Below are 26934 nucleotides of genomic sequence, written 5' to 3'. Positions count from 1 at the left end.
GTACTGGGCCCTCCGCCGCGAGGCGGCCGCCCTTCCCGCCCCCGCCCACCGACGCCCCGGCCCGCCTCTCCCCCCCTGGCCGGCTGGGGCCGCCCCGATCGGCCCTCCCCCCCGGCCGGTCGGGGCCCTTACGTCCCACCGCGGCACCGCCACGCCTCCGAGCCCCGGTGCGACTACGCGAGGCGGAAGCGGAAGCCGCTGCGGGGGAGCGTGGGCATCCGGGACAGCGGAATGGCCAGGTCCTGATCGGGAACGTTCACGTCGAGCCCGGCCAGCTCCGTGACGAGTGCCGCCAGCAGCGTGACGGTGATGTCCTCGCCCGGACACCGATGGCCCTCCGCCGCTTCACCCCCGCCCTGGGGGACCAGATGGCGCAGGCTCTCCCCGCTTCCGTACCGGTGCGGATCGAACCGGTACGGGTGGGCCCACAGCTGCGGGTCGTGGTTCTGCCCGTACAGGTCCAACAGGAGCATCGTGCCCGCCGGAACGGTCTCCCCCCGCCACTGCAGATCACGGGCGGCCAGTCCGCCGACGAACGGCGCGAACGGGTAGAAGCGGCGGACCTCGTGGGCGAAGTCGGCGGCGAGGCGCCCTGACACGTCGCCGCGGAGCGGGCCGCGGTGCTCGGGCCACCGGTGCAGGGCGTGTGCGGCGAAGGTGGCGAACCACGCGATCGCGACCGTCGGCCGGATGATGTTCAGCAGCTCCACGGCCGCCGTGTGCGCATCCAGTACGGCGCCGTCGGCATCGCGGTGCCGCGCGACCACGTCGAGTGCGCTGCCGTCGGGAGCTGTCTCCCGCTGCTCCCGCACCCGCACGATCAGCTCTCCCAGCTCCTCCTCCTGCCGTTTGCGGGCATGGCGGGCGCGCAGGTGCCGCGGCCCGGCGGTCGCGAACCCGTCGACCATCGCCACGCAGTCCCGTGCCAGTCGCGCGCCGCCCTCCCCGGTGACGGGTACGCCGGTCCAGTCGCAGACCGCGAGGGCGAGGACCCTGGCCGTCTCGTCGAAGAGGACCACCGGCTCTTCCGGCGGCACGCCACGCCACCGGCCGACGGCCTCCCGCCAGCGCAGGAGTAGGTGTTCCCGCAACGCCTGGACGCCCTTCCCGTCCGTCAGCAGCGACATGAACATCGACTTGCGGGCGCGGTGGGCCGCCCCGTCGAGGGTGTGGACGGCGCCCTGCCCGAACAGGGTGTCGAGCACCGGATCCGGGAGCGCGGCACGCCGCCGCACGTGCTGCTCGTCGTAGAAGAAGACGACGGCCTCCGGGCCGCGCAGTGCAACCGTCCGGCGGCCGAAGAGACGGGTGCGGACCGTGCCGTCCGCGGAAGCGCGCATGCGGTCGGGAAGCCAGGCGTAGCCCTGTGTCAGCAGCGACAGAGTGCCGTCGGTCCATACGGACGGAGGATTTTTGAGTGTCGGCATGGCACTCGGCTACCCGGCGCTGCTGGCCGCACACAAGGCGCCCGGTCCCTTTCACCCGGATACTGGATGGAACCCCGTGGGGCCTACCTCGCCGTAGGAGGGGTGGAAGCAGCGCGGCACGCGCCGTGCGGCATGGCCGCTTCGACCATCGGGAGGACCGATGACCCGACGAGTGCACGAGGTGATGACGCGCAATCCGGTGACCGTGGAGCGCACGACCTCACTGGCGGAAGCGGCGCGGGTGATGCGGGACGCCGGCATCGGAGACGTACTGGTCGTCGAGGAGGGCCGGCTGTGCGGCATCCTCACCGACCGGGACCTCGTCGTCCGTGCCCTCGCGGAGGACCGCGACCCGGCCGAGACGACCGTGGATGCGGTGTGCAGCACCGAACCGCTCACGATCGGGCCGGACGACCACGTCGACGAGGCCGTGGACCTCATGCGCCGACACGCGCTGCGGCGCCTTCCGGTACGGAACGGGAGCGGCGAGCTCGTCGGCATCGTCACCCTGGGCGACCTGGAGGTCGAACGGGACCCGGGCTCGCCGCTCGCCTCCATCGCGGCAGCGGCCGAGAAGCAGACGCGCGGACGGTGACCGGGCCCGGGCGTTCGCCGGACTGCCCGGCCCTCGGAGCCGACCCGGTATTCGCCCGGGCCGGACCGACATGACCGGCGCGGCGCTGGACAGCCGCACGGTATGAGAACTCCACCGAAGCAGGACCACAACAGCGACCGCGAGCCCGAACACCGGCCTGAGCGCGAACGCGAACCCGAACGCCCTGAGCACCTGCAGGACCGTGAAAGCGCGGACACCGAGCGGGAGCCCGGCCCGGGCACACTGGTCGAGGAACGCGCCCCCGACCAACCCACCGACCTGCCCGCACGCTCCTGGAAAGCGGTGTTCCGCGGCACGGCCAGGGAATTCGGCAACGACGAGCTGGCCGACCGGGCCGCCGCACTCACCTACTACGGAGTGCTGGCGATCTTCCCCGCCCTCCTGGTCCTCGTCTCGCTGCTCGGCGTGGCCGGCGAGTCGACGGCCGACCGGGTGATGGACAACCTGCAGCAGCTGGCCCCCGGTTCGGCCCGGGAGGTGATCACGAACGCGGTCGAGCAGTTGCAGGGGCACAGCGGCATCGGCTCGCTGATGGCCGTCGTCGGCCTCGTCGTGGCGCTGTGGTCCGCCTCCGGCTACGTGGCCGCGTTCATCCGGTCCGCGAACGCCGTCTACGACGTGCCCGAGGGACGCCCCGTGTGGAAGGTGCTGCCGCTGCGCATGGCGCTCACCGTCACGTTGATGGTCCTCGCCTGCGCCGGCGCGCTGATCGTCGTCTTCACCGGTCGCATCGCCCGGCAGGCGGGCGACGCCCTCGGGGTCGGCGACATCGGCCTCACCGTGTGGTCGATCGCGAAATGGCCGGCCTTGGTGCTTCTCGTCACGATCATGATCGCGCTGCTGTACTGGGCGGCGCCGAACGCGAAGGGCCGCGGGTTCAAATGGGTGACGCCGGGCAGCTTCCTGGCCCTGCTGATCTGGATGGCGGCCTCGGCCGGCTTCGCGTTCTACGTCGCGAACTTCGGCTCCTACAACAAGACGTACGGAACGGTCGCGGGTGTCGTCGTCTTCCTGATCTGGCTGTGGATCACCAACCTCGCCATCCTCCTCGGACTGGAATTCGACGCGGAACTGGCCCGCCAGCGGGCCACCGCAGGAGGGCTGCCCCACGGTGAGGAGCCCTACGTCCGGCCCCGCGACACCCGTGCGTGGAATGCCGAGGACCGGCGTCGCATGAACGGCGGATCCGATCGGGGAAACGGGTGCCCGCCCGCATAGCGGGTAGGCGCGCAGAGACAGCGACGCATGCAATGCGAAGGGGAGGTCTTCGTATGAGCACGATAGAACGGCAGACCCGCATCGCCGACGAATCCGTGAGTGTCCTCGTTTCGCGGGCTTCCCGGCAGATCTCGGAGCTGGTCCGCGAGGAGATGCGGCTGGCGCGGGCCGAGATGACGCAGAAGGGGAAACGCTTCGGCAAGGGCGGCGGCCTCTTCGGCGCGGCGGGCGTGCTGGGGTTCCTGGCGGCTCAGGCGCTGACGGCGACCTGTATCGCGGCTCTGGCACTGGTACTGCCCCTGTGGGCGTCGGCCCTGATCATCACGGCGGTGCTGGCGCTCGTCGCCGCGGTGATGGCCATGGCGGGGAAGAAGCAGGTGGACGAGGCCGGCTCTCCGATGCCCGCGCAGACGATCGACAACGTGAAGGCCGACCTGGCCGAGATGAGGGAGAAGGCGCACCGATGACCGACGCACCCGGCACCCCGGGCACCCCCGACGCACCCCGCACACCCGACGACGCGGGCACCGACAGCGGCACGCCCACCCCCGACGAGCTGCGCGAACAGGTGGAACGCACGCGTGACGAACTCGGGCAGACCATCGAGGCGCTGGCGGGCAAGGCCGACGTCAAGGCGCAGGCCAAGGAGAAGACCGCGCAGGTCGCCGACCGGATCCACGACAAGGCCGCGCACACGGCCCAGCGGGTGCACGACGCGACGCCCGACCCGGTCCTGGACGCGGCGGGCCGCGTCGCGTCGACGGCACGCGCCAACCCCAAGCCGCTGCTGATGGCCGGCGCGGCCCTGCTGGTCGTGCTGCTCGTCTGGCGCAGCCGCGCATGCCGGTGAAAGACCCCCGCGAACTCGTAATCCCGGCGATACCGGGTAGGCGCGGGCCATGATTGCTACCGAGACGCTTGCGGCCGAGGGCCAAGGAGCCCTGTTCCTCATTCTCGCCGGGGTGGCGGTGGCCGTCCTCCTGATCGCCGCCTTCTGGTACGGCAGCAGACGCGCCGCACGTCGCCGGGCCCCGGCCGGACCGGCCGACCAGAACCCCGTGGCACGCGGCCGCGAGGACTCCTGGCAGACGCCGGAGGACAGCCCTTAGGGGGTTGGTCGGCCGACCGGGACGTCGCCCTCGGTGATCGAAATGATGCGGAAAGTAGCCGCTTGTGCGACCGTGGAACCGGAATCCTCGGATCCCGCGCACGCAGGGCCCGGCCGGCGCCTGTAGTCACCCCGGCCGGGCCCTGTCATGCCCCGTTCGGCTCCCGTCGAGGAGCGCGGAAGCGGAGGCGAGAGCAACATAGGTGTACCCGCGCACGGGCATGGGCGCCGCGTAAGGCCGGCTCGGCCTCACGCACGCGGCGGTCGGTCCGCATCGCGGTCGGACACAGAGGACTCGGGGCAGTCGAAGCCGGCCATCGGCCCGGCGGAAAAGGGCACCCATGACGGAGCGCCTCCATAGATCGGGTCTGGTCGGCGAACTCTTCGCCGAATTCGCCGGCACCATGATCCTTATCCTCTTCGGTTGTGGTGTGGTGGCCCAGGTGGTCGCCGGCGGAGCCCTCACGGACCCCGCGGGCGGACTCGGCAACCACGACAGCATCGCCTGGGCCTGGGGTCTCGGCGTGACCCTGGGCGTGTACGTCGCGGCGAGGCTGAGCGGTGCTCACCTCAATCCCGCGGTGACCGTCGCACTGGCCGCCTTCAAGGGCTTTCCCTGGAAGAACGTGATCCCCTACGCCATCGCCCAGCTGGCCGGGGCCTTCGTGGCCGCCCTGCTTGTCCGTTGGAACTACACCGAGGCGTTGGCCAAGGCCGACCCCGGTCACACCATCAAGACCCAGGGCGTCTTCTCCACCCTCCCCGCCAACGGGAACACGAACCTGCCGGTGACCGAGTGGGGCGCACTGCGCGACCAGATCATCGGCACCGCCCTCCTGCTGTTCCTGATCTTCGCCGTCACGGACCTGCTGAGCACGCCCCCCGGCGCCAACCTCGCCCCGTTCATCGTCGGCCTGATCGTCGTCGCGATCGGCATGGCATGGGGAACCAACGCCGGTTACGCGATCAACCCGGCCCGTGACCTCGGCCCCCGCCTGGCCAGCTTCCTCACCGGATACGGAGGGGCATGGCGAGATCAGTACGGGAACCTCTACTTCTGGGTCCCGATCGTCGGCCCCCTGATCGGTGGCGTCCTCGGAGGCGCCGCCTACAAGTTCCTCGTCGGCCGGTTCCTGCCGACCGCCGAACCGGAGCCCCCCGGACGGGTACCCGCACCCGAAGAGGGCTGACCGCATCCGGGACGGACGCGCCGAAGCCGGCCGTCCGTCCCGGCCGCCGTCCCGGGATCGGGCCCGGTCCCGGGACCGGGGCTCCGTATCGGCTCCGCGGCCCTGCCGGGGCCTCGGCCCGCACACACCGCATCCTCAAGAGAAGGCGGCACCCATGCCTGACTTCGTCGGCGCAGTGGACCAGGGGACCACGAGCACCCGTTTCATGATCTTCGACCATGCCGGCAACGAGGTGGCCAGGCACCAGCTGGAGCACTCCCAGATCCTCCCGCGCTCGGGATGGGTCGAACACGACCCGGTGGAGATTTGGGAACGCACCAACTCGGTGATCCAGAACGCCCTCCGGCACGGCAACCTCGACGCCTCCGACCTGGCGGCCGTCGGCATCACCAACCAGCGCGAGACGACCGTCGTCTGGGACCCCCGCACCGGGCGCCCGTACTACAACGCGATCGTCTGGCAGGACACCCGTACCGACTCCATCGCCGCGGCCCTGGAGCGCGGCGGCCAGGGTGACGTCATCCGCCGCAAGGCGGGCCTGCCCCCGGCCACCTACTTCTCCGGCGGCAAGATCCAGTGGATCCTGGAGAACGTCGACGGGGTGCGGGAGGCGGCCGAGCAGGGGCACGCCCTCTTCGGCAACACCGACTGCTGGGTACTGTGGAACCTCACCGGAGGCCCCGACGGAGGCGTCCACGCCACCGACGTGACCAACGCCAGCCGCACCATGCTCATGGACCTGGAAACCCTCGACTGGGACGACGAACTCCTCGGATTCTTCAACATCCCCCGGTCCATGCTGCCGACCATCAACCCGTCCTCCCACCCGGAGGCGTACGGACGCACGCGCACCTCCCGGCCGTTGCGGGAGGCCATTCCCATCACCGGCGTCCTCGGCGACCAGCAGGCGGCCACCGTCGGCCAGGTCTGCTTCGCGCCCGGCGAGGCGAAGAACACCTACGGCACGGGCAACTTCCTGGTCCTCAACACCGGGACGGAGCTGGTCCGCTCGCAGCACGGCCTGCTGACCACCGTGGCGTACCAGTTCGGCGACAGCCCCGCGATCTACGCCCTCGAAGGGTCCATCGCGGTCACCGGCTCCGCCGTGCAGTGGCTGCGCGACCAGCTGAAGATCATCAGCGACGCCGGCGAGAGCGAACGCCTGGCCCGGACGGTCGAGGACAGCGGAGGCATCTACTTCGTGCCCGCCTTCTCCGGCCTGTTCGCCCCCTACTGGCGCTCCGACGCCCGCGGCGCGATCGTGGGCCTCGCCCGCTACCACGACAACGGCCACCTGGCGCGGGCCACACTGGAGGCCATCTGCTACCAGAGCCGCGACGTCGTCGAAGCCATGGAGCAGGACTCCGGCGTACACCTCGACGTGCTCAAGGTCGACGGCGGCGTCACCGCCAACGACCTGTGCATGCAGACCCAGTCCGACATCCTGGGCGTACCGGTCAGCCGTCCGGTCGTCGCCGAGACCACTGCGCTCGGCGCCGCCTACGCGGCCGGCCTCGCCACCGGCTTCTGGCGGGACACGGACGAACTGCGCACGCACTGGCAGGAGTCCAAGCGCTGGGACCCCCAGTGGTCCGAGGAGCGGCGCGCCGAAGGGTACGAGGGCTGGAAGCGGGCGGTGCAGCGCACGCTCGACTGGGCCAAGGTCGAATAGCCCGCCCCCTCGTGCCCACCCCCGTCCCCGTTTCCTGACTCCGTCGTCCCGCGCCGCGCCCCCGCTCGCTTCCCGGGGTGCGGCGCCGGCGTGCCGGAGCGGCGCAGTAAACACATCGAGACGAGACGCATCGTCTTGCTATGGTCGGTGCATGGACTTCCACCGCTTCCCCTGATCCCGGCACGGCGGCCACCGCCGCCCTCCGCCACCCGTAGACCCTTCTCGTCATCAGGGGAAGCCCCATGCGCGAACGCGCCCACACCACCCTGCCCGCTGCCGTGGCGCAGCTGTCGGTCAGGGACGTCACCAAGTCCTACGGCACCCGCACCCTCCTCGACCAGACCTCCTTCACCGTCCGCCCCGGCGAGAAGGCCGCCGTCATCGGGGAGAACGGCTCCGGCAAGTCCACCCTGCTGCGCCTCCTCGCCTCGGTCGAGCCGCCCGACAGCGGGGAGATCACCGTCAGCTTCCCCGGCGGCACCGGCCATCTCGCCCAGACCCTCGATCTCGACCCGGACGACACCGTGCAGGACGCCGTCGACCTGGCCCTCGCGGACCTGCGGGACATGGAGCGCCGGCTGCGCACCGCCGAGCAGGGCCTGGCCTGCGCGTCCCGCGCCGAACTCGACGCCTACGGCGAGCTGCTGACCGCGTACGAGGAACGCGGCGGCTACGAGGCGAACGCCCGCGTCGACGCCGCCCTGTACGGCCTCGGCCTCGCCGGAATCGACCGGGACCGGCCGCTCGGCTCGCTCTCCGGCGGTGAGCAGTCGCGGCTCGCGCTCGCCTGCGTGCTGGCCGCAGCCCCTGAGCTGCTGCTCCTCGACGAGCCGACCAACCACCTCGACGCGTCGGCCGTGCACTGGCTCGAAGAGCAGCTGCGCACGCACCGCGGCACCGTCGTCGCCGTCACGCACGACCGCGGCTTCCTGGAGCGGATCGCCACCACCATCCTCGAAGTCGACCGCGGCGCGCGCACCGTGCACCGGTACGGCGACGGCTGGGCCGGCTACCGCGCCGCGAAGGAGGCCGCCCGGCGTCGCGCTCGGCAGGAGTACGCCGACTGGCTGGCCGAGGTCGCCGGCACCGAGGAACTGCTCGCGGCCGCCGCGAAGCGCCTCGCCGCCACCGGCAAGGACCCGCGGCAGGGCTTCGGCAAACACCGCCGGTCGCACGAGGCCAAGCTCGGCGGCCGGGTGCGAGCCGTCCGGGAGCGGCTGGCCGACCTGCGGCGCAACCCGGTGGCGGCGCCGCCGGAACCCCTGAGCTTCGCGGCGGCATTGCCGACGGCGGCGGACGGTGGGCAGCCCGCCGGCGGTCCGCAGGCAGGCGGTCCGCAGGCAGGCGGTCCGCTCGCCGAGCTCGACGGTGTGGTGGTCGGGCGGAGGCTGCGCCTGGACGGCCTGCTCACCCTCGGGCCGGGGGACAGGCTGCTGGTCACCGGCGAGAACGGGGCCGGCAAGAGCACCTTGCTGCGTGTGCTGGCGGGGGACCTGGAGCCCGACGCGGGGTCTGTGCGCCGGCCTGCCCGGATCGGATACCTCGCCCAGGAGCTGCCCGCCCGCTCGACCCGGCTCCCGCTGCTGGACGCCTTCGCGGCGGGTCGGCCCGGCCCTCCGGAGGAGTACGCGGACCGGCTGCTGGCGCTGGGCCTGTTCCGCGAGGAGGACCTGGAGGTCCCGGTCGCGGCGCTGTCCGCGGGGCAGCAGCGGAGGTTGCAGATCGCGCGCCTGGCGACCCGGCCGGCGGACCTCCTCGTCCTGGACGAGCCGACCAACCACATCGCCCTCGACCTGGTCGAAGACCTGGAGGCGGCTCTCGCCGCGTACCCGGGGGCCGTGGTCGCGGTCTCGCACGACCGAGGCTTCCGCCACCGGTTCCCGGGGGAGCGCCTGGAACTGCGTGCCGGGCGCCGGTCCTGACCTTTCCCGCTCCGGGCCGGGGGAGGGAGCTCACAGGCCCGGAACCTTATGGACTTCTTGCTCCGTATGTCACCCTGGCCGTCAACCGGGTCACCCACCTGCCGCTCGACCCGGGCGACCGACCCCCACGGATGCGCCCATGTCCCTGCCGTTCCCCTCCCGAGCCGTCCCCGTCGTGCTGGCCGGCGCCGTGACCGCCCTGCTGGCGGCCTGCGGCCCCTCGGCCGCCGCCGGCCCCTCGGCCCCGCCGCGGCAGCCGACGGCGGCAGCCCCGGCGACCGCGCCCGCCACCGTGTCCGCCACCAGCGCCGCGCCTGCCGCCACCGCCGTACCCGCCACGACCCCCGCGTCCGTCGCCGTCGACGTCCGCACCCAGGAGTCGACGCTGTCCATACCCTCGGCGGGCATATCCGGGCTGCGCGTGATCCCCTACGAGGGAACCACCGACGACGTGCCCGGCACCCGCATCCAGGACCGCGGGCTCGCGGCCAGCCCCTACGGGCAGCGGGGCGGCGTCGGCCCCGGCCAGGTGGGGAACTTCCTGGTCACCGCACACCGCCTGTCGGCCGGCGGGCCGCTGCGGAACCTGCCCGCCGTCGAGACGGGCGACACGGTCCGGGTGGTTGCGGGCGGGGTGGAGTACACCTACGAGATCGTCGCGACCCGCAAGACCTCCTTCCGCTCGGCGCGCTCACTGGAGGAACAGCGCGCGGCCGTCCCCGGCTCGCCCGGCGAGACCCCCACCCGAGCGATGATCACGATCTCGACCTGCGCCACCCCGGAGGATCACGCCGAGGGCAACTTCTGGAGCGATGCCCAGGGCAATCCCGAGCACCGCATCGACAAGATCGGCGTCCTTCGCGACACCAGGACTCTCTGACCGGGGGCCTCGTCCGGCCACGGGCGGCGCATCCGGCGACGCCCCGCGGGGTGCGGATCCCACCCGCGGACGGCCTTACGCGTCGTGCTCCTCGGTCGGGGCCGCGGCGGCGCGGCGGATGCGGGCCAGGACGAGGACCGTGTCGTCGGTGGCCTCGTCGGGCAGCAGCTCGGAGATGATCCGGTCCGCGGCCTCCTCCAGCGGACCCGTCACCGTACGGAGCTGGTCCCGCAGCGCGTCCAGGCCGGCTCCGATGTCCTGGCCGCGCGCCTCGATGAGGCCGTCGGTGTAGAGCGCGAGCACCGCGCCCTCGGGCAGGCCGACCTCGGACGACCGGAAGGGGACTCCGCCCACCCCGAGCGGGACGCCCAGTCCCTCGCCGACGGTCTCGACCGTGCCGTCCGGCAGGCGCACCAGGGGCGGCGGGTGGCCGGCGTTGGCGATGCGGGCGCGGCCGGTGTGCGGGTCGTAGACGAGGTAGAGGCAGGTGGCGAGCTGGATGCCGGCCTCCTGGGCGCAGGCGTCGAGTTCCGTGAGCAGCGCTTCGGGGGTGCGGGTGTGGGCGGCCAGGGCCTTGGCCGTGATGCGCAGGCGGCCCATCGACGCGGCGGCCGGTACGCCGTGCCCCATCACGTCGCCGACGACCAGGGCGACCCGGTCGCCGGGCAGGTTGATCACGTCGTACCAGTCCCCTCCGACCTCGGTGATCCGGCTGCCCGGGAGGTAGCGGTGGGCGACGCCCACATGGGCGCCCGACGCCACGGCGCTGGGCAGGAGGGCGCGCTGGAGGGTGAGGGCGATGTCCTGGACCCGCCCGTACAGGCGCGCGTTGTCCAGACACAGCGCGGCGCGGGAGGCCAGCTCGCCGGCGAGGGTGACGTCCTGGTCGGTGAAGGGCGTACGGGCGGCGGACCGGCCGAACATCGCGATGCCCAGCACCGTGCCCCGCGCGATGAGGGGGGCGATGACGATGGTGGACAGACCGCTGTCGAGCAGCAGCCGGGCACGGTCGTGATGGGCGGCGGTGCGTGCGGCGAACTCCTCGTCGACGACGACGTGGAGCGGGCGGCCGGTGCCCAGCATCTGGTGGATGCCGGAGCCGGGCGGGTACGTGACCCGCTCCAGGCCGCCGACCAGCTCGGGCGCGGGCGGCGGCAGGACGGTGCCGGTGGCGATCCGCCGGGTGGTCAGCGGCAGCGCGGGGTCGTACCGCGAATCCTCGTACATCCACTCGATCATCTCGACGACGGCGCCTTCGCAGAAGTCGGGCATGACGGCGTCGACCAGCTCGCGGGCGGTGACCTCCAGCTCCAGGGTCGTGCCGACCTGGGCCGACGCACGGTCCAGGAGGTCCAGCCGCTGCCTGGCGGCCGTCGCTTCGAGGAGGGCCTGCTCGCGGTCGGTCACGTCGACGAGCAGGCCGCCGACCCCGGGCCGGGTGTCCCCGGCGCCGCTCAGCGGGAAGAAGCTCACGGAGCGGACCTGGTGGCTGTCGGGGCGGCCCGGGGTGCGCAGTCCCACGAGCGCGCCGACGAGGGGGCGTCCCTTCTCGGCCACGGCCCGGAGCATGCGCTCGTACTCGCCCCCGTCCGACGTGATCATGATGTCGGTCATGCGCCGCCCCAGGTGCTCCCGCACGGGGAGTCCGTCCATGTCGGCCAGCACCTGGTTGAGGTGGACGTAGCGCAGGTCCTCGTCGAGCATGACGAGGCCGATCGGACAGGTCTCGAAGAGCGCGTCGAGGAAGACGAGGTTCGTCTTGACCCGGTCGAGCTCGTCGCCCCGGCTGGCCAGCCCCATGATGACGGAGTCGCCTGTCGTCCCGGTCACGGGGAACACCCGGAACCCGCAGTCGAAGACCCCGGCTGTGCGGTGCCGGGCGGGCATCCTCACCCGCCAGTAGCCCAGGCTCAGAGCGCGTTCCACCAGCTGGGAGGCCCCGCCGGGGGCTCCCGGGGCGGGTTCGGGGAAGAGGGCCGAAGCCGGCCGGGACAGGATCTCCTCGGGCGCGTGGCCGAACAGATGGCGTGCGCCCGGGCCCCAGTAGCGGACCCGTCCCCCGCCGTCCAGGCCGAACACGGCCACGGAGACGTGTTCCAGCAGGGAGCCCGGCTCGGACCGGATGGGACCGGGGGCGTCGGCGTCCGCACCCCCGGGCCGGTCCGATGGCATCAGAGGTCCCCCTTCGTCGAGGTCTTTCCTCATTGTGCCCGGCATCCGTGAGGCGGACCTCACGGCGATCCCGTGCCCGGCCGGTGGCGGACCCCGGGGGCGCATGGCGTACCGACCGGTAATTCCAGCCAATTATTGCCATGCACCTGACAGGCTCCTGACACTTCAGGGTGGCTGTGGGACGCTCCCGGCACGCACTCCGCACCCCCTGAGAGGCCCAGCGCCTCGCCCACCCCCACCAGCACGTGGCATGGAGGAGCGACCCATGAGGCACACCACGCCCATCTCCCGCACCACACGACTCGCACGCGCCGCCGCCATCGCGACACTCGTCGTCGCCGCGGGCATGGCCGGCACCGGCACGGCCCTCGCGCAGGGCCCCGCGTCCTCGGCTGACGACCAGAAGGTCGACGGCGTGATGGCGGTCGCCGGCAACAGCTGCAGCTGGACGAACGGGAGCACCAGCGCCGCCGCCCCGAACGCCCTCACCGTCGACCGCACGACGATCAACACGCCCGGAGGCAATCTCGCCTGCGGCGGGGGCATCGCCGCCACCCTCAACAACAACCCCGCCTTCACGTTCGACGACGCGGCCGGCACGGCCCGGACCGATCTGATCGACATCACCGGCCGGCAGAGCTTCATCTCCTGCCGCTACAAGGCCGCGAACATCGTGTGGGACCGCGACGGTACGAGCCGCAAGTACGTCAACCGGGCCTTCACCGCCACCAAGGCATCGGGCAGCTTCCTGTGCCCGGGCTCCGTGACCACCCCGGCCGGGGACGCGTCCATGCTGTTCCGCTGATCCACGGCGTTTCGCTGTACGCCGGCCCGCACCCGGCTGCCTCCCGGTTCCGCACCGGGAGGCGGCCGGGCCGGGTCAGAGGGCGTCGAGGAGCATCAGGACCTCGTCCCGGGTGTCGTCGGCGGCGAGGCGCAGCGATCCGGGCCAGCGGCCGACCTCACGCCAGCCGAGTCCGGAGTAGAAGTCCTCCAGGCCCTCTCCTCCCCGTGCCGCGAGGTGGAGCTGTTCGAGCCCCAGTTCGTCGCGGGCGATCCTCGGCAACTCCCGCATCAGGGCGGACGCGACTCCGCGGCGACGGAACCCGGGCCGGGTCTGGAGGTGGTGGACGCTGCCCCAGTGCCCGACGAGCCGATCGGGATCCCGCCGGAGGAGGACCCAGCCGGCGAGCTCGCCGTGGAACCCGGCGGTGACGAGCCGGCTCCGCCGCGGGTGCAGACGGCGCAGGACTTCGTCCGCGACGGGTGCCACCTGGCCTCGGCCGACCGGCGGGAACGGAAACCCCGCGGCGCCACCCGAGTTGGTGACCTCGATCCAGCAGTCGATCAGCCGTTGCCGCAGTGCCGGATCGACCTCCTGGACATCGGTGATCTGGGCGACTCGGAGCACGCTCTCATCCGTCATGAGGGGGAGCATGGCAGCCGGCACCGACAGGAGACGGCCGCGCCCGTGCAGCGCCGTGTGCCCACAGCCGTCCGCGAAGTGTCGGCGGCTCCGGGTAAGTTGGCGGTGCCCGCTCGATGACGCGCGGGAACGCCGGTGCACCACCGGACGGGCGCGACGGAGAAGGGGCCCATGCAGAACACGCGGAGCCTGCACGCGGTGGTGGCCGGAGCCGGAATCGGCGGCCTCACCGCCGCCCTCGCACTGCACCGCCGCGGCTGGCGCGTCACCGTCTGCGAGCGCGCCCCCGAACCGCCCACCACCGGCGCCGGGATCGGCCTCGCCCCCAACGCCCTGCGCGCGCTCGACGCCATCGGCGCCGACGCGGCCCGGGCCGCCGGCAGCGCCGTGCCGCACACCATGGGCGTACGCCGCTCCGACGGCCGCTGGCTGACCCGCGCCGAGACCTCGTACATGGCGGCCCGCTACGGCATGCCCCCGATCGCCGTGCCGCGCCCGGCCTTCACCGCGGCCCTGGCGGCCGCCCTGCCGCCGGAAGCCCTCCGCTACGGCGCCACCGTCACCGGCGTGGACGACGCCGCGGGCCGTCCCACCGTCCGTACCGCCGAAGGACCGGACCTGCCCGCCGACCTGGTCGTCGCCGCCGACGGGATCCACAGCCCCCTGCGCCGAGCCCACTTCCCCGCACACCCCGGCCTGCACTACATCGGCGAAACGGCCTGGCGAACCCTCGTCGACGCCCCGGACCTGCGAATACCGTCGATGAGCGAAACATGGGGGCGAGGCGAACGCTTCGGCGTGACACCGCTCGCCGACGGCCGGTTCTACCTCTACGCCACCGCACTCGCCCCGGCCGGCACCCGCTCCGCCGACCCCCGCGCAGAACTGCGCCACCGCTTCGGCTCGTGGCACGATCCGATTCCGGCCCTGCTGGACCGCGTCGAGCGCTTCGACCCCGCGGACGTCTTCCAGAACGACCTCTACGACCTGGCCGCCCCGCTTCCCCGTCTCCACCACGGCCGGATCGCCTGGATCGGCGACGCCGCCCACGCCATGGCTCCCAACCTCGGCCAGGGCGGCTGCCAGGCCATCGAGGACGCGGTGGTCCTGGCACACCTCCTCCCCGCCGGAGACACCGCCGACGGCGGCGCAGCCGTCACCGCCGCACTCGCCGCGTACACCGCGGCCCGCCGCGACCGCACCGACACCGTCCGCCGGCGTGCCCGCCGCGTGGGCCGCCTGGGAGCCCTCCGCAACCCCTTCGCGGTGGCTGCCCGCGACCTCGCGGTGCGCGCCACCCCGACGCGTCTGGCCCTGCGCGGCATGGACGACCTCTTCGACGGCTTCCGCCTGCCCTAGGTCTGTGTCGAGTTGCCCCGCGGCGTCGCGACGCCCGGCACGCACCCTCGGCGCACGAGCCGAATGTCCTGGTAGCTCCGCTACGAGGACATTCGTCCCGCACGCCGAGGGCACACACCGAACGCCGCTCCTTGCTCCACGGGGCAACTCGATACAGACCCCAGGAGGCGTCGTCAAAGTGGCGTCGGCCGCCCGTGAGGGCGGGGGGGCGGGCCCCGCCGCCCAGACGGGACTTTGACGACACCCCCAGCCGTAAGGGCACAGCCGGAACGCCGCATGTTCGCTCGTGCGTGCGAATCGAGTGCGCCGTAGTGGTGAGCGCGGCCCCCCGGCGCGTGGCGTGCACGCGCGTCCCCCGGAGGGGGACGATGAGATGGCTGGGAGGTTGGGCCGCAGCCTGCGGCGGCCGGAAGGAGAGCCCGGAGATGGGAGCGATCGAGCCCTCGCACGGCGATCGGGAAGTGCCGCAGCCCGCCGCGTCCGGCCCGGGCGGCCTGCTCGACGTGCTGCGCGTGGCCGCCATCCTCCTCGACGCCGACGGCCGGATCGACCTGTGGAGCCCGCAGGCAGAGGAACTGTTCGGTTACACCGCCGAGGAGGCCCTGGGGGAGTACGCGGGCCGCCTGCTGCTGCACGAGGAGCACCTGCCGGTCGTACTGGAGATGTTCGCCGAGGTCATGGAAGCGGGCGTCAGCTGGGTCGGCGTCTTCCCCGTCCGGCACAAGGACGGCAGCACCCGCATGGTCGAGTTCCGCAACATGCGGCTGCTGGACTCCCAACAGGAGTACTACGCCCTGGGCCTCGCCGCGGACCAGGCGACGGTACGGCAGGTGGAACGGGACCTGGCCCTGTCCGCCCGGCTCGTGGCCCAGTCACCGGTCGGCATCGGCGTGCTCGACACCGACCTGCGCTACGTCTCGGTCAACCCGGCGGAGGAACGCCTCAACGGCGTACCCGCCGCCGACCACATCGGCCGGCACGTCCACGAGGTGCTGCCCGCGGTGGACCCGTCCTTCGAGGCCGCGATGCGTGAGGTGCTCGCGACCGGAGTGCCCATCGTGGACCAGTACACCGTCGGCCGTACCCCGGCCGACCCGGACCACGACCACGCCTGGTCGATCTCGTTCTACCGGCTCGAAGCCCCCAACGGGACCGTGCTGGGTGTGGCCACCGCCAGCGTCGACGTCACCGAGCGGCACCGGGCGGTCGAAGAGCAACGCCACACCGCCCTCACCCTCCAGCGCAGCCTGCTTCCGCACACGCCGCCGCGCCGGCCGGGCCTTGAGGTCGCCACCCGCTACCGGCCCGCCCAGGCCACCATGGAGATCGGCGGCGACTGGTTCGACGTGATCCCCCTGAGCGGCGACAAGACCGCCCTCGTCGTCGGCGACGTCATGGGCAGCGGAGTCGCCGCCGCCGCCAGCATGGGCCAACTGCGCACCGCCACCCGGACCCTGGCCGACCTCGACCTCGACCCCGCACAGGTCCTGCACCACCTCGACCACGTCACCGAAGGCCTCGACACCATCGCGACCTGCGTCTACGCCGTCTACGACCCGCGCGCCGCGCGGTGGCACATCTCCCTCGCCGGCCACCTCCCGCCCGTCCTCCTACGCCGTGACGGCACCCGCGAACTCCTCGACCTGCCCACCGGTGCCCCCCTCGGCGGCGTCGGCGTCGCGTTCCACACCATCAGCATCCCCGTCGAGGCGGGAGACCAGCTCGTCCTCTACACCGACGGCCTGGTCGAGACCCGCGACGATCCGATCGACGAGCGCCTGGAGGTCCTCCTCGACGCCCTCGACGACCCGGGCCGGCCCTTGGACGAGACCTGCGACCTGCTGCTGGACACCATGCGCCACCCGGGAGTCCACGACGACGTAGCCCTCCTGATCGCCCGGGCCACACCCGCCCCGGCCCCGGGCCGTGCCCCCGGCCCGCCCGCCTGACCGCCGCCGACCGCGGCCGGGGCTACGGGGTCGTGCGCGCGGGGAAGGTGAAGCGGTAGCCCTGCGAGGTCAGCCAGGGCAGGTACTCCTTCAGGGCCGCGACGGTCTCGCTGCGGTCGCCGCCCCCGTCGTGGAAGAGAACGGTCGGCCGCTGCGGAAGCTTCTCCTCGACGGCGGAGATGATCGCCGGCAGCCCCGGACGGCTCCAGTCCTTGGGGTCCACGCTCCAGCCCAGCGGCCGCATCCCGCTCCCCGCGGCTATCGCCCGGCTGTCGGGGGTGAAGGCACCGCCCGGTGCGCGGTAGTAGCCGACCGGCACTCCGGGCGCGGCCTTCTCGATCATGGCCTTGCCCTGGAGGATCTGCTGCTTCTGGAAGGCGACGGGCTTGTGGTCCATGGTCACGTCGTGGTCCACGGAGTGGTTGCACAGGCGGTGACCGTCGGCGGCGACCTCGCGCACGAGCTCCGGATACTTCTGCGCCTTGGTCCCGATCATGCAGAAGGTGGCCTTGACGTGGTTCTTCCGCAGCACCTGGAGGACCTGGGGCGTCCAGCGGGGGTCCGGGCCGTCGTCGATGGTGATCGCGACGTCCCGCCCGGTGCCCTGCGCCAGGCGGGAGATCCCCAGCGGGATTCCCGAGGCGCTCCGGGCGGCCGCGGGGCTGCCGGCCGGTGCGGCGGAATCGGAGGGCTTCTCGCCCGCGGGCTTGTCCGCGGAGCCGTCCGTGGCGGCGAGGGCAGGGGTGACGGATACGGCCAGTATGCCGAGGACGGCCGCCGTGGCGGCGGATCCCGCACGCCGCCCGCGGCGGACGGAGATGCTGGTGATGCCCATGCAGGCGCTCTTCCTTTGCGCTCGGCCCCCCGGTCTCGCGTTGCCGGTCCAGGCTAGGCCATATGCCCGGGATGTCCCCTCGGTCGAACGGCCGGTCCAGCGGCCCGAACCCCGCCGATTCGGGGCCCTGCGGGGCCACCGCGCCCGTCACGTGTGAGGAGTGTCACCGGCCGGCGGGCCCGGCGGGGTCCGGCGGTGCCGAAGCGATGCCGCGTACAGCAGTCCGCCGCCCGCCGCCCCGACCGCGTACCAGAAGAGATCCGGAGCGTTGAAGGTGGAACCGAGCACCAGGCGGGCGGCCACGCTGTGCCGGGACAGGTCCGCCGGTACGGAGCTCAGCTGGAACAGCTCGACGGCCCAGCTCACCGCCAGCGCCGTCCCGGCGGCGCGCAGCGGTGTCCACCGAGGCGCGACCAGCACCACCAGGGTCAGCAGCAGGACGGTGTACAGCGCGTCCCCGCCGTACCCGGCGGGGCTGCCGGCCGACACGGCCCGCAGCCCGAGCCCCGCGCCGACCGTCAGCAGGGCCGCTCCGGCCGCCACCAGACGGATCCGTACGGCGGCAGGGTGGCGGGGGCGGGAGCCGTCACCGGCTCCGGATACGAGAGTCACCGGGAAATTCTCCGACAACCGGCCCGGACCGTCCCTGCGATCGGTGTCCACCACGATCTGGTCGGCGACCGCCGCCGCGGTCTCGACGGCCCGGCTGCCGTCCAGCACGTAGCCCGAGTTGCGGGGCCTCAGCGTGACGCACGTTGCCGAGGAGGCTGTCCGCCGTGGTCGCCTCACGTATGACGGCGCATCTGGTAACGCCAGCCCTGTCGCCGTGTCAGTTCGGCGGCTGCTCGACCGCGCTGGTGCCGCTGCCCTCCTGGGATTCCCACGTCCAGGACTCCTCAAGGCGCAGCCGGCCGTCGTCCAGGACGGTGACGAGCGACGTGCACCACCCGGAGGCGGTGGTGCCGTCGAGGCGGAGCTGGACGTAGCGGAAGTCGACGGTGTCGCCCTTCCGGGTGCCGATCAGATGCCCCTTGACCACGTCCCCGCCCTGGTAGTCGGCCCAGACGAGGCCGTCGCGCTCGTGATACCGGAACCGGGTCTGCCGGCCGACCTGGCCGGGTGCCTGGTCGGCCACCGGGACGAAGTCGAGACCGTCGAGCGAGCGTGCCATGGGGGCTCCTGAGGAGGGCGGCCCGCGGCCGACCGCGCCGATCGCCGGAGATGGAAGGACCTGCCGCGGGTATCGGAGGATGGACGAGACGAGGGGGCCGGACAGGCCACCGACGAAAGGCGCACCCGTGACCGAGGACACCGCGGCGAACGAACCGCACGAACCGACCCCCGAGGAACGCGCAGCCCGCGACAGGGTACGCCGTCAGGCCACGGGCATGACGCACCACCAGGCCGCGGAAGCCCTGGAGGCGGCCGAGGAAGCCGCCGGCGACCTCGACACGGCCGCCGCGGGCACCCGCGCCGAGGTGGCGGAATGGAGCCGCATCACCGACCTGCTCTTCGACCGCGGCGGCCCCTACACCCCGCAGACCGACGCCTACGTGCAGGGCCAGCTCACGGCCCGCAAGAACCACCGGTCTGTATCGAGTTGCCCCGTGGAGCAAGGAGCGCCGAGGGTGCGTGCCGGGCGTCGCGACGCCGCGGGGCAACTCGATACAGACCCTAAGGCGCGCACCGAAGTGCATCCCCCTCGACGAGGTCCACCCCTGCCGCCCATCAGCCCCGTCGCGGGGGGCCGGTCCGTGGAACCAAGGCGCGCAGGGCCTTCGTTCCGGAGACGGCGAGCCGGGCAGGCCCAAGGCGGGGGGCGTACTCCCACCGGCCCCCCCTAGCCGGGCGTGCGGAGGCGGGTGGCGGATGCCTCCGCCTCGCGGACGACGCGGTCGGTGTCGACGTCGACCAGCCGGCCGTCGAGTTTCAGCGGGCGTCCGTCCACGAACACCGCGTCGATGTTCTCGGGGCGCCCGTTGAAGACGACCTGGCCGACCCAGTCGAAGCGCGGGGCGAAGTTCAGGGCGGCCGGGTCGACGACCACCACGTCGGCTCGCTTGCCCGGGGTGAGGGAGCCCACCCGGTCGGCGATGCCGAGCACTTCGGCGCCGCCGAGCGTGGCCATCCGTAAGACGTCCTGCACCTGGGGGAAAACCCCGGCGTCCGTCGCGCGAGCGCGTTGCAGGCCGACGGCCGTCTTCATCAGCGCGTGGAAGTCCGAGCTGTCGTTGGTGCCGCCGTCCAGGCCGAGCCCGACCTTGACGCCCCGCCGTCCGAACTCGGACAGCCGCATGATGCCGGACGCCAGCCGCATGTTGCTCAGCGGGCAGTGGGCCGCCCGTACGTCGTGTTCGGCGATCGTGGCGATCTCCGTGTCGGTCAGGTGGACAGCATGGTTGATCATGAGCCGCGGTCCCAGCGCGCCGATGTCGGCGAGGACCCCGATCGGGTCGTCCGCGCGCTGCTCGGGGCGCTCCAGTACATGGGAGTTGAGCATGACGTCCAGCTCCCGGGCGGCCTCCCAGTGCGCGCGATTGTGATCCTGGACGGCTCGCGCCGCATGGGTGGCCACCTGGAAGGAACCCAGCGGCGCCGGATCGACGAGCTCCCTCTTCACCTTCGTGACGAGCACCGCGTCCGGCTTCGGCGGGAACATCGCGTAGGTGAACCGCACCCCCGTCTCGGCCAGCGCCCGTACATAGCTCTCGATCAGGTCGAACGCGAAGATGTCCACCCAGTCCACCAGCGTGGTGACGCCCGACTGGACGGCGTCGAGCGCGGCGAGCCGTACGAAGCTGTGGACGGCCGCGGGGGTCAGCCGTGCGCGCTGCGGGCCGGTACACCCCGCGAACCAGCCGAACAGGTCGCGGTCGGTGCAGCCGCCACGGATCACCGCCTGCCACAGGTGGGTGTGGGTGTCCACGAACCCAGGCATGACCAGCTTGCCCGAGGCCTCCACCACCCAGGCGCCGGGCGGCCGTTGGAGGGACGGGCCGACGGCGGCGATGGCACCGCCGCGCATCAGGACGTCGGCGTTCTCGACGGCCCCGAGGGGGCCGCCGCTGCCGAGGCCCGGGTCCATGGTGAGTACGAGGGACGCTCCGCGCAGCAGGACCGTCCCGCCGGCCGGGGCGGGCCGACCGGCCGGGCGGGCCGGCGACGTGGGGCGTGGGGTGACGCCGAGCAGGAGCGGTGCGGCGGCGGCCAGGCCGAGGCCGGTGAGGAGGTCGCGTCGGCCGGGGGCCGCGAGCGGAGTGGGGGTGGACTGCATGGCGTGTTGCCTCCCGAGGGCGCAGAACGGAAGGCCCGCCCGGGTGACGCCGTGACGGGGCGTCGGGCAGGGGCGGGATCACACCCAGCATTCCCAGCGCACGGCTCATCGATAGACGCCAGCGGAAAACATTTTCCGTTCCGGCGGCATGCCAGACGCGTACCGGCCATGTTGCCGCGGGCGGTTCCGGCGTCGGGCGGACCGTCACGGTGACGCGCGCGAGGAGGGGCCGGACCCGTCGGTGTGACGGGCCCGGCCCCTCCTCGCAGCGGTGCGGGAGGCGCCGGTCAGGACCTGTGCATGCCCTTCTTGGTCCTCTTCGCAGCGTCCGAAGCCATCTCCTCGGCCTTGCCGGCCATCTGGTCGGCGCCGCCCTCCGCCTGCATCCGCTTGTCGTCCACGGCGTCGCCGGCGGTCTCCTTGAGCTTGCCCTTGACCTGCTTGGCCTTAGCCTTCGCCTTGCTCATGACGCGGTACTCCTTGAGTGACTCGGTTGGGGGGAACGCTCTGCCCACCATGCGTCGGCCGGGAGGGACCCGCAACGCACAGGGGACCGTCCGGCGCGCGGCCGTCCGGGTTGCGCCCCGGGCCGCCCGTGCCCCGGGCCGCCCGTGCCCCGGGCCGCGCGGGGCGCCACTGCTTCTGCCCGGCCGTACGGGTCGCAACCCATCGCGTCGGATCGGGGTGAGGCACAGATAAGGACGGCGTTCGGGGGCAGACGGCGACTGAAGCGCCACGGCGGATCCCACCGTTTCCGCCGACACTCCAACGCGAGAACGAGGTACTCATGATTGCCGTCGGGTTGATCCTCCTGCTGATCGGACTTCTGACCGGGGTCTCCATCCTGTGGACCCTCGGGGTCATCCTGCTCGTGGTGGGCGCGGCGCTGTGGCTGATGGGATCGGTCGGCCACGCCGTCGGCGGACGACGCCACTACTGGTAACCGCGGACGTGGCCGAATCGGGCCTGTCCGGTCGATCACGACCGGACAGGCCCCGGCGCGTCCGGCCCACGGAGCCGGACCGGGGCGCGGGACCGGGACGGGGCACAGGGGACGGGTGGATCGTCAACGGCCGTCCCTGGCCAGGTGGTAGACGAGGATCAGGACCGCTGCCGCCATCACCGCCAGGTGAACCCAGACGGGGGCGTCCACGACGTTCGCACCGGCCGTCGCGCCACTCGCAACCGTCATCGCGGTGCCCCCCGTTCCCCGAGGGTGGTGCCGAGCCGCCGTCGTAAGTGTGTCCGCCGCTTCTCTGTTGTCTCCATTTACCGCACCTGCCCGCGCTGGGCCCGACAACGCGCCCGGGGCCCGAATCCCGGCCCGCCCCCGTCCCGTCAGTGCAGGACGAGCGCCCAGGCGAGGAAGCCGAGCGAGATCGTGCACAGCACGGCCCGCCCTGTGTTGGCACGTGTCCACCGCGCCTCGAAGGCCCGGCGGACCGCCGCCGGGTCGGCGATGCGCTCGACGGGGCCGGCCTGTTCCAGGGCGTTGTTCAGCGGGATGTTGATCCGGGCCGTCACCCCCATCGCCGCGAGGTAGGCGGCGAGCGCACCGATCAGCGGCCCCAGCGCGTCCCTACCGCCACCGCCGACGGCGTGGAGCGCCACCGCCGCCGCGCTGAAGACGAGCGCGCCGACGTAGCCCAGCAGGAACCAGCCGTTGAGGATCGCCGTGTTGATCCGCTGCATCGTCTCGATGGCGGTGCGGTCGGCTGCGAGCCGGAGCCCCGGCATCACCGACACGGCGAATCCGTAGAAGAGGCCGCTCATCCAGCCCACGGTGACCGTCGCGGCGACCACCGTCGCCAACCGTGCCGTTTCCACGTGCTTCCCCCCGGATCGACAATCAGGCCGAGAACGCGGACTGCGAACGGTCGCCCCGCGCCGGTCACAGGGTACGGCCCCCGTCCGCGCCGCGTAGGCTGGCCGAACGCGCAGAGCGCCCGACCGCATCCCACACCACCGCCGAACGGAGCCGCCCGCCATGCTGACCGCCCTCACCGGTGTCCACGGGGACCGCGCGGACGCCGTCACCGTCGCCGGCCGCACCGCCTCCTACGAGGAACTCCTGGGCGCTGCCCGCCAGGTGGCCGCCGATCTCACCGAATCGGGCATCCCGGCGTTCGCGGTCAGCGCGACGGCCTCGCTGGAGACCGTCGCCGCCGTGGTCGGCGCGCTGCTCGCCGGCGTACCGTGCGTTCCGCTGCCGCCGGACGCGGGCCCGGCCGAGCGCGGGCACATCCTGCGCGACTCCGGCGCCCGCACCCTCGACGTCGATTTCGCCCGCCGGTCGGACAGGGGCCCCGCCCCGGCGGGCGTACGCAGCCCGGAGGACCCCGCCCTGATCCTCTACACCTCCGGCACCACGGGCGCCCCCAAGGGCGTGGTCCTCAGCAGCGCCGCGATCACCGCGGACCTGGACGCGCTCGCCGAAGCCTGGCAGTGGACCGCCGAGGACACCCTGGTCCACGGCCTGCCGCTGTTCCACGTACACGGACTGGTCCTCGGCGTCCTCGGAGCCCTGCGTACGGGCAGCCGGCTCGTGCACACCGGGCGGCCCACACCCGAGGCGTACGCGGCCGCGGGCGGAAGCCTGTACTTCGGTGTGCCGACCGTGTGGTCGCGCATCGCCCGCGAGCCCCGTGCCGCGGCCGGCCTGTCCGGGGCCCGGCTCCTGGTGTCGGGCAGTGCGGCGCTGCCCGCGCCGGTCTTCCGGGACATCGAGCGGGCGAGCGGACACCGCATCGTGGAGCGGTACGGGATGACGGAGACGCTGATCACCGTCAGCGGCCGGGCGGGCGGCGACCCCCACCCGGGCACGGTCGGCACCCCCCTGCCGGGCGTCGCCACCCGTATCGCGGCCGAGGAAGGAGCGGAGATCGGCGAACTCCAGCTCACCGGCCCCACCCTGTTCTCCGGCTACCTCGGCCGGCCGGAGGCGACGGCCGCCGCGTACACCGAGGACGGCTGGTTCCGTACCGGTGACATCGCGGCCGTCGACGCGAAGGAGGGCGTGCACCGGATCGTGGGCCGCGCGTCCACCGACATGATCAAGTCGGGCGGGTACCGGATCGGGGCGGGTGAGGTCGAGAACGCGCTGCTGGACCACGCCCGGGTGCGCGAGGCCGCGGTGGTCGGCGTCCCCGACGCTGATCTCGGCCAGCGGATCGTCGCGTTCGTCGTCGCCGAGGGAGTCACGGGAGCGGAGCTGACCGACTTCGTCGCCGCCCACCTGTCGGTCCACAAGCGCCCCCGCGAGGTCCGCTTCGTCGAGGCGATCCCGCGCAACGCCATGGGCAAACCGCAGAAGCGCCTCCTCCTGGACGGCTGAGGGCCTTCGCTGCCCTGCGCCTGCCGTCTGCCGTCTGCCGCCTGCCGCGGTACGGGACCGGCCGGGTGACCCCGGACGGCACGACGGCCGCGTAGGGCGGTGGCGGGCATGCCCGCGCGGGAGGATGCACGGGCTCGTTCCCCCTCGGCGGCGTGCCGACAGCGAACGGGGGAGAGGAAGAAGATCCACGATGCCGCCCCACGGATCCGCGAAGCACCCCGCCACCGAACTCGACGCCCGCTACAGTTCCGCACTCAACCCCCGGCCGGGTGCCGCCGAAGCCACCGCCACCGACTGGGCCGAGGCGGAGCGGGAGCTGGGCACCGCCGAGATCTTCTGGCTGTCCACGGTCCGGCCCGACGGGCGCCTGCACGTCACCCCCGTGATCGCGGCCTGGCACGACGGGGCCATGTACTTCTCCACAGGGCCGGAGGAGCAGAAAGCGAAGAACCTGGCCCACGACGGCCACTGCGCGCTGACCACCGGTGGGAACTCGCTCACCGAGGGGCTCGACCTCGTGGTGGAGGGCCGGGCGGAGCAGGTGTCCGATCCGGCCGTCGTGGAGGAGGTGATCGCGGCGTACGAAACGAAGTACGGGCCCCACATCACCTCGCCCGAGGGCACCTTCCACGGCATCGGCGACGCGTTCCGGCAGGGCACAGCGGTGGTGTTCGCGCTGGCCCCGACCACGGCTTACGGCTTCGGGCGAGACGACGGCGTGTACAGCCACACCCGGTGGACCTTCTGAGCGGTGCGGCCTGCCGGCCGGCGGAACGCGCGCGGCGCCGGGCCCGCTGCGGGCCCGCAGCAGGGCCCGCAGCAGGGCCTCAGCGGGGCCGCAGCAGCGCTGCACCGGCCCCGCGCGGCGTTCATAGCTGACGGAATGCCAGGTTCCGCAGTGACATGATCGCGGATGAGCCTTTTCGGCCAGGATGGAATCGGTTACTCAGGGTAAGGGTCGCCGCTCGGCCCCCTCGTGCCCCCCGGGCCCCCCTTGCCCCACCCGCTTCGCGCCTCCCGCACGGCCCGCCGGAATTTACGTGGCGGTACCCCGGGTAGCACGAAAGATTCTCCGACTCATGTCCGGACAGTCGCCAAACAAGTCCGAAACTGACAGGTTTGCTTTGACTGTCGCGCGATTAATCGGTGAATGTCGTTCACATGTCCGACACAAACCGCGCCGCCACCGGGGGCACCGGTGGCCCGATGCGCTTGCGTGACTTCCGACTGCTGCTCGCGGGAGCCGCCACCGGACAGTTCGGTGCCCAGGTGACGCTGGTGGCGCTGCCCCTCGTAGCCGTTCTCGTACTCGACGCCCCCGCCTTCCAGGTGGGCCTGCTGACCGCGGCGGAGACCGCAGCCTTCCTGCTCGTCGGCCTGCCCGCCGGGGCACTCACCGACCGTATGCGCAAACGGCCCCTGATGATCCGGGCGGACCTGGTGCGCGCCGCGGCCATGGCGAGCATCCCCGCCGCCGCCCTCGCCGACCTCCTGACCATGGCCCAGCTCTACGCCGTCGCGCTCGTGACGGGCGTGGCGACCGTGTTCTTCGACGTCGCCCACCAGAGCTACCTGCCGCAGATCCTGCCCCGCGACCAGCTCGTCGCGGGCAACGGCGCGCTGGAGACGGTCCGTTCCACCGCCCACGTCACCGGCCCCGGCATCGGCGGCGGACTCGTCCAGCTCGTCGGAGCGCAGTTCGCCGTCATCGTCGACGCCCTCGGCTACCTGCTCTCCGCGCTGTTCCTCCACCGCATCGGACGGGCCGAGGAAGCCCCCGAACCGGCCGCGCCCGGAGCCTCGTTGCGCAAGGAGATCAGCGAGGGCGTCCGCTTCGTCTTCGGCCACCGGCTGCTCCGTGTCATCGCCCTCACCACCGGCCTCGCCAACCTCTGCACGGCCGTCCTCATGGCCACGCAGACCGTGCATCTCGTCCGCACCGTCGGACTGCGGGCCGGCGGGCTCGGGCTGGTGCTGTCCGCGTCGGCCGTCGGCGGGCTCCTCGGCGCGCTGTGCGCCGGGCGCCTGGCCGCGCGGCTCGGACAGGCCCGGGTCATCCTCCTGTCCCTCCTCGTGACCGGCCCGTTCGCCCTGCTGTGGCCCCTGTCCGGACACGGCCCCGCCGGTGCGGCGCTCTTCGCCACCGGATCCGCGGTCGTCTCCTTCGGCGCCGTCGTCTACAACGTCGCCCAGGTCAGCTTCCGCCAGGGGATGTGCCCGCCCCGCCTGCTGGGCCGGATGAACGCCACCCTCCGCTTCCTTATGTGGGGCACCCTGCCGCTCGGGGCGCTCATCGGCGGGGCCCTCGCCCAGACCTACGGGACGCGTACGGCCCTCGTCTGGTGCGCCGTCGGGATCCTCGCCGTACCCCTGCCGCTGCTCTTCTCCCCGCTGCGCCGGATGCGCGACCTGCCCGGCCCGCAGGAGGCCGCCGACCCCGACCCCGACGACGACACCGCCCCGGACGCCGGTCCCGACGCCGGCACGCGGGCCGGCGGGGACGAACGGCCCGCCCCCGCACCCACCGGCTGACCAACGCCCCCCGTCACGAC

The 26934-nt window shown here is 72.9% G+C and carries 26 protein-coding genes; 16 read left to right on the top strand and 10 right to left on the bottom strand.

From position 1 onward, the window contains the following. Positions 1 to 173: 173 nt before the first annotated feature. Positions 174 to 1427 (bottom strand): cytochrome P450, encoded by a 1254-nt coding sequence (locus tag BSL84_RS01545; RefSeq protein ID WP_075969631.1) that lies wholly within the window; start codon positions 1425 to 1427, stop codon positions 174 to 176. 160 nt (positions 1428 to 1587) lie between these two features. Between BSL84_RS01545 and BSL84_RS01540 the strand changes: the two genes are divergently transcribed. From BSL84_RS01540 to BSL84_RS01500, 9 genes are all read left to right on the top strand, one after another. Beyond that, positions 1588 to 2022, top strand: coding sequence for a CBS domain-containing protein (locus BSL84_RS01540; RefSeq protein ID WP_030028332.1), 435 nt, complete (start codon positions 1588 to 1590; stop codon positions 2020 to 2022). A 102-nt stretch (positions 2023 to 2124) separates the two neighbouring features. Then, entirely contained in the window at positions 2125 to 3261 is a 1137-nt protein-coding gene (locus BSL84_RS01535; RefSeq protein ID WP_045321525.1) for a YihY/virulence factor BrkB family protein, read from the top strand. A 53-nt stretch (positions 3262 to 3314) separates the two neighbouring features. Continuing rightward, positions 3315 to 3728, top strand: a complete 414-nt coding sequence (locus tag BSL84_RS01530; RefSeq protein WP_030028334.1) for a phage holin family protein — start codon at positions 3315 to 3317, stop codon at positions 3726 to 3728. Beyond that, the gene (locus tag BSL84_RS01525; RefSeq protein WP_030028336.1) at positions 3725 to 4111 is read left to right on the top strand and encodes a DUF3618 domain-containing protein; all 387 of its coding nucleotides are present in this window, start codon (positions 3725 to 3727) and stop codon (positions 4109 to 4111) included. The genes BSL84_RS01530 and BSL84_RS01525 overlap by 4 nt, the downstream gene beginning before the upstream one ends. 49 nt (positions 4112 to 4160) lie before the next feature. Then, a complete protein-coding gene (locus tag BSL84_RS01520) occupies positions 4161 to 4370 on the top strand; it encodes a DUF6479 family protein (RefSeq protein WP_030028338.1) in 210 nt (69 codons plus the stop codon). Between the two features lie 340 nt (positions 4371 to 4710). Further along, positions 4711 to 5559: an MIP/aquaporin family protein gene (locus BSL84_RS01515; RefSeq protein WP_030028339.1), complete on the top strand. Its 849-nt coding sequence runs from the start codon at positions 4711 to 4713 to the stop codon at positions 5557 to 5559. A 154-nt stretch (positions 5560 to 5713) separates the two neighbouring features. Then, complete coding sequence (gene glpK, locus BSL84_RS01510) at positions 5714 to 7231, top strand: glycerol kinase GlpK (RefSeq protein ID WP_030028341.1); 1518 nt, start codon at positions 5714 to 5716, stop codon at positions 7229 to 7231. Between the two features lie 242 nt (positions 7232 to 7473). Continuing rightward, a complete protein-coding gene (locus BSL84_RS01505; RefSeq protein ID WP_075969630.1) occupies positions 7474 to 9153 on the top strand; it encodes an ABC-F family ATP-binding cassette domain-containing protein in 1680 nt (559 codons plus the stop codon). Between the two features lie 139 nt (positions 9154 to 9292). After that, positions 9293 to 10033, top strand: a complete 741-nt coding sequence (locus BSL84_RS01500) for a class E sortase (RefSeq protein WP_079273078.1) — start codon at positions 9293 to 9295, stop codon at positions 10031 to 10033. Positions 10034 to 10108: 75 nt separating this feature from the next. On the opposite strand, the gene BSL84_RS01495 is transcribed toward BSL84_RS01500, so the two are convergent. After that, complete coding sequence (locus tag BSL84_RS01495) at positions 10109 to 12205, bottom strand: SpoIIE family protein phosphatase (protein WP_075969629.1); 2097 nt, start codon at positions 12203 to 12205, stop codon at positions 10109 to 10111. Positions 12206 to 12470: 265 nt separating this feature from the next. Between BSL84_RS01495 and BSL84_RS01490 the strand changes: the two genes are divergently transcribed. Continuing rightward, positions 12471 to 13010 carry a hypothetical protein gene (locus tag BSL84_RS01490; protein ID WP_234308362.1) on the top strand — a complete coding sequence of 180 codons (540 nt, stop codon included), beginning with the start codon at positions 12471 to 12473 and terminating at the stop codon, positions 13008 to 13010. A 75-nt stretch (positions 13011 to 13085) separates the two neighbouring features. Here BSL84_RS01490 and BSL84_RS01485 read toward each other — a convergent pair whose 3' ends face one another. After that, positions 13086 to 13631 carry a GNAT family N-acetyltransferase gene (locus BSL84_RS01485; protein WP_075971928.1) on the bottom strand — a complete coding sequence of 182 codons (546 nt, stop codon included), beginning with the start codon at positions 13629 to 13631 and terminating at the stop codon, positions 13086 to 13088. A 171-nt stretch (positions 13632 to 13802) separates the two neighbouring features. Here BSL84_RS01485 and BSL84_RS01480 point away from each other — a divergent pair, with 171 nt between their 5' ends. Both BSL84_RS01480 and BSL84_RS01475 read left to right on the top strand, forming a co-directional pair. After that, positions 13803 to 14990, top strand: a complete 1188-nt coding sequence (locus tag BSL84_RS01480; protein ID WP_075969628.1) for an FAD-dependent oxidoreductase — start codon at positions 13803 to 13805, stop codon at positions 14988 to 14990. Positions 14991 to 15415: 425 nt separating this feature from the next. Beyond that, a complete protein-coding gene (locus BSL84_RS01475) occupies positions 15416 to 16939 on the top strand; it encodes a SpoIIE family protein phosphatase (protein WP_045321520.1) in 1524 nt (507 codons plus the stop codon). 22 nt (positions 16940 to 16961) lie between these two features. Here the strand turns inward: BSL84_RS01475 and BSL84_RS01470 are convergent, their stop codons facing one another. From BSL84_RS01470 to BSL84_RS01445, 5 genes are all read right to left on the bottom strand, one after another. Continuing rightward, complete coding sequence (locus BSL84_RS01470; protein ID WP_075969627.1) at positions 16962 to 17774, bottom strand: polysaccharide deacetylase family protein; 813 nt, start codon at positions 17772 to 17774, stop codon at positions 16962 to 16964. A 147-nt stretch (positions 17775 to 17921) separates the two neighbouring features. Next, positions 17922 to 18326 (bottom strand): DUF2809 domain-containing protein, encoded by a 405-nt coding sequence (locus BSL84_RS01465; protein WP_234363604.1) that lies wholly within the window; start codon positions 18324 to 18326, stop codon positions 17922 to 17924. A 277-nt stretch (positions 18327 to 18603) separates the two neighbouring features. Next, a complete protein-coding gene (locus BSL84_RS01460; RefSeq protein ID WP_075969626.1) occupies positions 18604 to 18945 on the bottom strand; it encodes a hypothetical protein in 342 nt (113 codons plus the stop codon). 669 nt (positions 18946 to 19614) lie between these two features. Beyond that, a complete protein-coding gene (locus BSL84_RS01450) occupies positions 19615 to 21048 on the bottom strand; it encodes an amidohydrolase family protein (RefSeq protein WP_234308361.1) in 1434 nt (477 codons plus the stop codon). Positions 21049 to 21335: 287 nt separating this feature from the next. Then, entirely contained in the window at positions 21336 to 21515 is a 180-nt protein-coding gene (locus tag BSL84_RS01445) for a CsbD family protein (RefSeq protein ID WP_030030970.1), read from the bottom strand. A gap of 320 nt (positions 21516 to 21835) precedes the next feature. Between BSL84_RS01445 and BSL84_RS36395 the strand changes: the two genes are divergently transcribed. Further along, entirely contained in the window at positions 21836 to 21991 is a 156-nt protein-coding gene (locus tag BSL84_RS36395; RefSeq protein ID WP_199816125.1) for a DUF6131 family protein, read from the top strand. A 123-nt stretch (positions 21992 to 22114) separates the two neighbouring features. Here BSL84_RS36395 and BSL84_RS37410 read toward each other — a convergent pair whose 3' ends face one another. After that, entirely contained in the window at positions 22115 to 22240 is a 126-nt protein-coding gene (locus BSL84_RS37410) for a hypothetical protein (protein WP_267886683.1), read from the bottom strand. A 146-nt stretch (positions 22241 to 22386) separates the two neighbouring features. Beyond that, the gene (locus BSL84_RS01440) at positions 22387 to 22875 is read right to left on the bottom strand and encodes a DUF1772 domain-containing protein (RefSeq protein WP_030030969.1); all 489 of its coding nucleotides are present in this window, start codon (positions 22873 to 22875) and stop codon (positions 22387 to 22389) included. Between the two features lie 160 nt (positions 22876 to 23035). Between BSL84_RS01440 and BSL84_RS01435 the strand changes: the two genes are divergently transcribed. The 3 genes from BSL84_RS01435 (at position 23036) to BSL84_RS01425 (ending at position 26914) form a co-directional block, all read left to right on the top strand. Beyond that, the gene (locus tag BSL84_RS01435; RefSeq protein ID WP_045321515.1) at positions 23036 to 24382 is read left to right on the top strand and encodes an acyl-CoA synthetase; all 1347 of its coding nucleotides are present in this window, start codon (positions 23036 to 23038) and stop codon (positions 24380 to 24382) included. 190 nt (positions 24383 to 24572) lie between these two features. Then, positions 24573 to 25130 (top strand): pyridoxamine 5'-phosphate oxidase family protein, encoded by a 558-nt coding sequence (locus BSL84_RS01430; protein ID WP_030030403.1) that lies wholly within the window; start codon positions 24573 to 24575, stop codon positions 25128 to 25130. A 413-nt stretch (positions 25131 to 25543) separates the two neighbouring features. Further along, entirely contained in the window at positions 25544 to 26914 is a 1371-nt protein-coding gene (locus BSL84_RS01425) for an MFS transporter (RefSeq protein ID WP_079273077.1), read from the top strand. Positions 26915 to 26934: the final 20 nt, after the last annotated feature.

This window comes from Streptomyces sp. TN58 (assembly GCF_001941845.1).
In the GTDB taxonomy this organism is placed as follows: domain Bacteria; phylum Actinomycetota; class Actinomycetes; order Streptomycetales; family Streptomycetaceae; genus Streptomyces.
The sequence above is the reverse complement of the archived record's forward strand: the minus strand, read 5'-3'. Positions and strand labels throughout refer to the sequence as shown.

Bases quoted from the DNA above. Each gene is read 5' to 3' on its own strand.
- BSL84_RS01545 (WP_075969631.1), bottom strand. From the start codon at position 1,427: ATGCCGACACTCAAAAATCCTCCGTCCGTATGGACCGACGGCACTCTG.
- BSL84_RS01540 (WP_030028332.1), top strand. From the start codon at position 1,588: ATGACCCGACGAGTGCACGAGGTGATGACGCGCAATCCGGTGACCGTG.
- BSL84_RS01535 (WP_045321525.1), top strand. From the start codon at position 2,125: ATGAGAACTCCACCGAAGCAGGACCACAACAGCGACCGCGAGCCCGAA.
- BSL84_RS01530 (WP_030028334.1), top strand. From the start codon at position 3,315: ATGAGCACGATAGAACGGCAGACCCGCATCGCCGACGAATCCGTGAGT.
- BSL84_RS01525 (WP_030028336.1), top strand. From the start codon at position 3,725: ATGACCGACGCACCCGGCACCCCGGGCACCCCCGACGCACCCCGCACA.
- BSL84_RS01520 (WP_030028338.1), top strand. From the start codon at position 4,161: ATGATTGCTACCGAGACGCTTGCGGCCGAGGGCCAAGGAGCCCTGTTC.
- BSL84_RS01515 (WP_030028339.1), top strand. From the start codon at position 4,711: ATGACGGAGCGCCTCCATAGATCGGGTCTGGTCGGCGAACTCTTCGCC.
- glpK (WP_030028341.1), top strand. From the start codon at position 5,714: ATGCCTGACTTCGTCGGCGCAGTGGACCAGGGGACCACGAGCACCCGT.
- BSL84_RS01505 (WP_075969630.1), top strand. From the start codon at position 7,474: ATGCGCGAACGCGCCCACACCACCCTGCCCGCTGCCGTGGCGCAGCTG.
- BSL84_RS01500 (WP_079273078.1), top strand. From the start codon at position 9,293: ATGTCCCTGCCGTTCCCCTCCCGAGCCGTCCCCGTCGTGCTGGCCGGC.
- BSL84_RS01495 (WP_075969629.1), bottom strand. From the start codon at position 12,205: ATGCCATCGGACCGGCCCGGGGGTGCGGACGCCGACGCCCCCGGTCCC.
- BSL84_RS01490 (WP_234308362.1), top strand. From the start codon at position 12,471: ATGAGGCACACCACGCCCATCTCCCGCACCACACGACTCGCACGCGCC.
- BSL84_RS01485 (WP_075971928.1), bottom strand. From the start codon at position 13,631: ATGACGGATGAGAGCGTGCTCCGAGTCGCCCAGATCACCGATGTCCAG.
- BSL84_RS01480 (WP_075969628.1), top strand. From the start codon at position 13,803: ATGCAGAACACGCGGAGCCTGCACGCGGTGGTGGCCGGAGCCGGAATC.
- BSL84_RS01475 (WP_045321520.1), top strand. From the start codon at position 15,416: ATGGGAGCGATCGAGCCCTCGCACGGCGATCGGGAAGTGCCGCAGCCC.
- BSL84_RS01470 (WP_075969627.1), bottom strand. From the start codon at position 17,774: ATGGGCATCACCAGCATCTCCGTCCGCCGCGGGCGGCGTGCGGGATCC.
- BSL84_RS01460 (WP_075969626.1), bottom strand. From the start codon at position 18,945: ATGGCACGCTCGCTCGACGGTCTCGACTTCGTCCCGGTGGCCGACCAG.
- BSL84_RS01450 (WP_234308361.1), bottom strand. From the start codon at position 21,048: ATGCAGTCCACCCCCACTCCGCTCGCGGCCCCCGGCCGACGCGACCTC.
- BSL84_RS01445 (WP_030030970.1), bottom strand. From the start codon at position 21,515: ATGAGCAAGGCGAAGGCTAAGGCCAAGCAGGTCAAGGGCAAGCTCAAG.
- BSL84_RS36395 (WP_199816125.1), top strand. From the start codon at position 21,836: ATGATTGCCGTCGGGTTGATCCTCCTGCTGATCGGACTTCTGACCGGG.
- BSL84_RS37410 (WP_267886683.1), bottom strand. From the start codon at position 22,240: ATGACGGTTGCGAGTGGCGCGACGGCCGGTGCGAACGTCGTGGACGCC.
- BSL84_RS01435 (WP_045321515.1), top strand. From the start codon at position 23,036: ATGCTGACCGCCCTCACCGGTGTCCACGGGGACCGCGCGGACGCCGTC.
- BSL84_RS01430 (WP_030030403.1), top strand. From the start codon at position 24,573: ATGCCGCCCCACGGATCCGCGAAGCACCCCGCCACCGAACTCGACGCC.
- BSL84_RS01425 (WP_079273077.1), top strand. From the start codon at position 25,544: ATGTCCGACACAAACCGCGCCGCCACCGGGGGCACCGGTGGCCCGATG.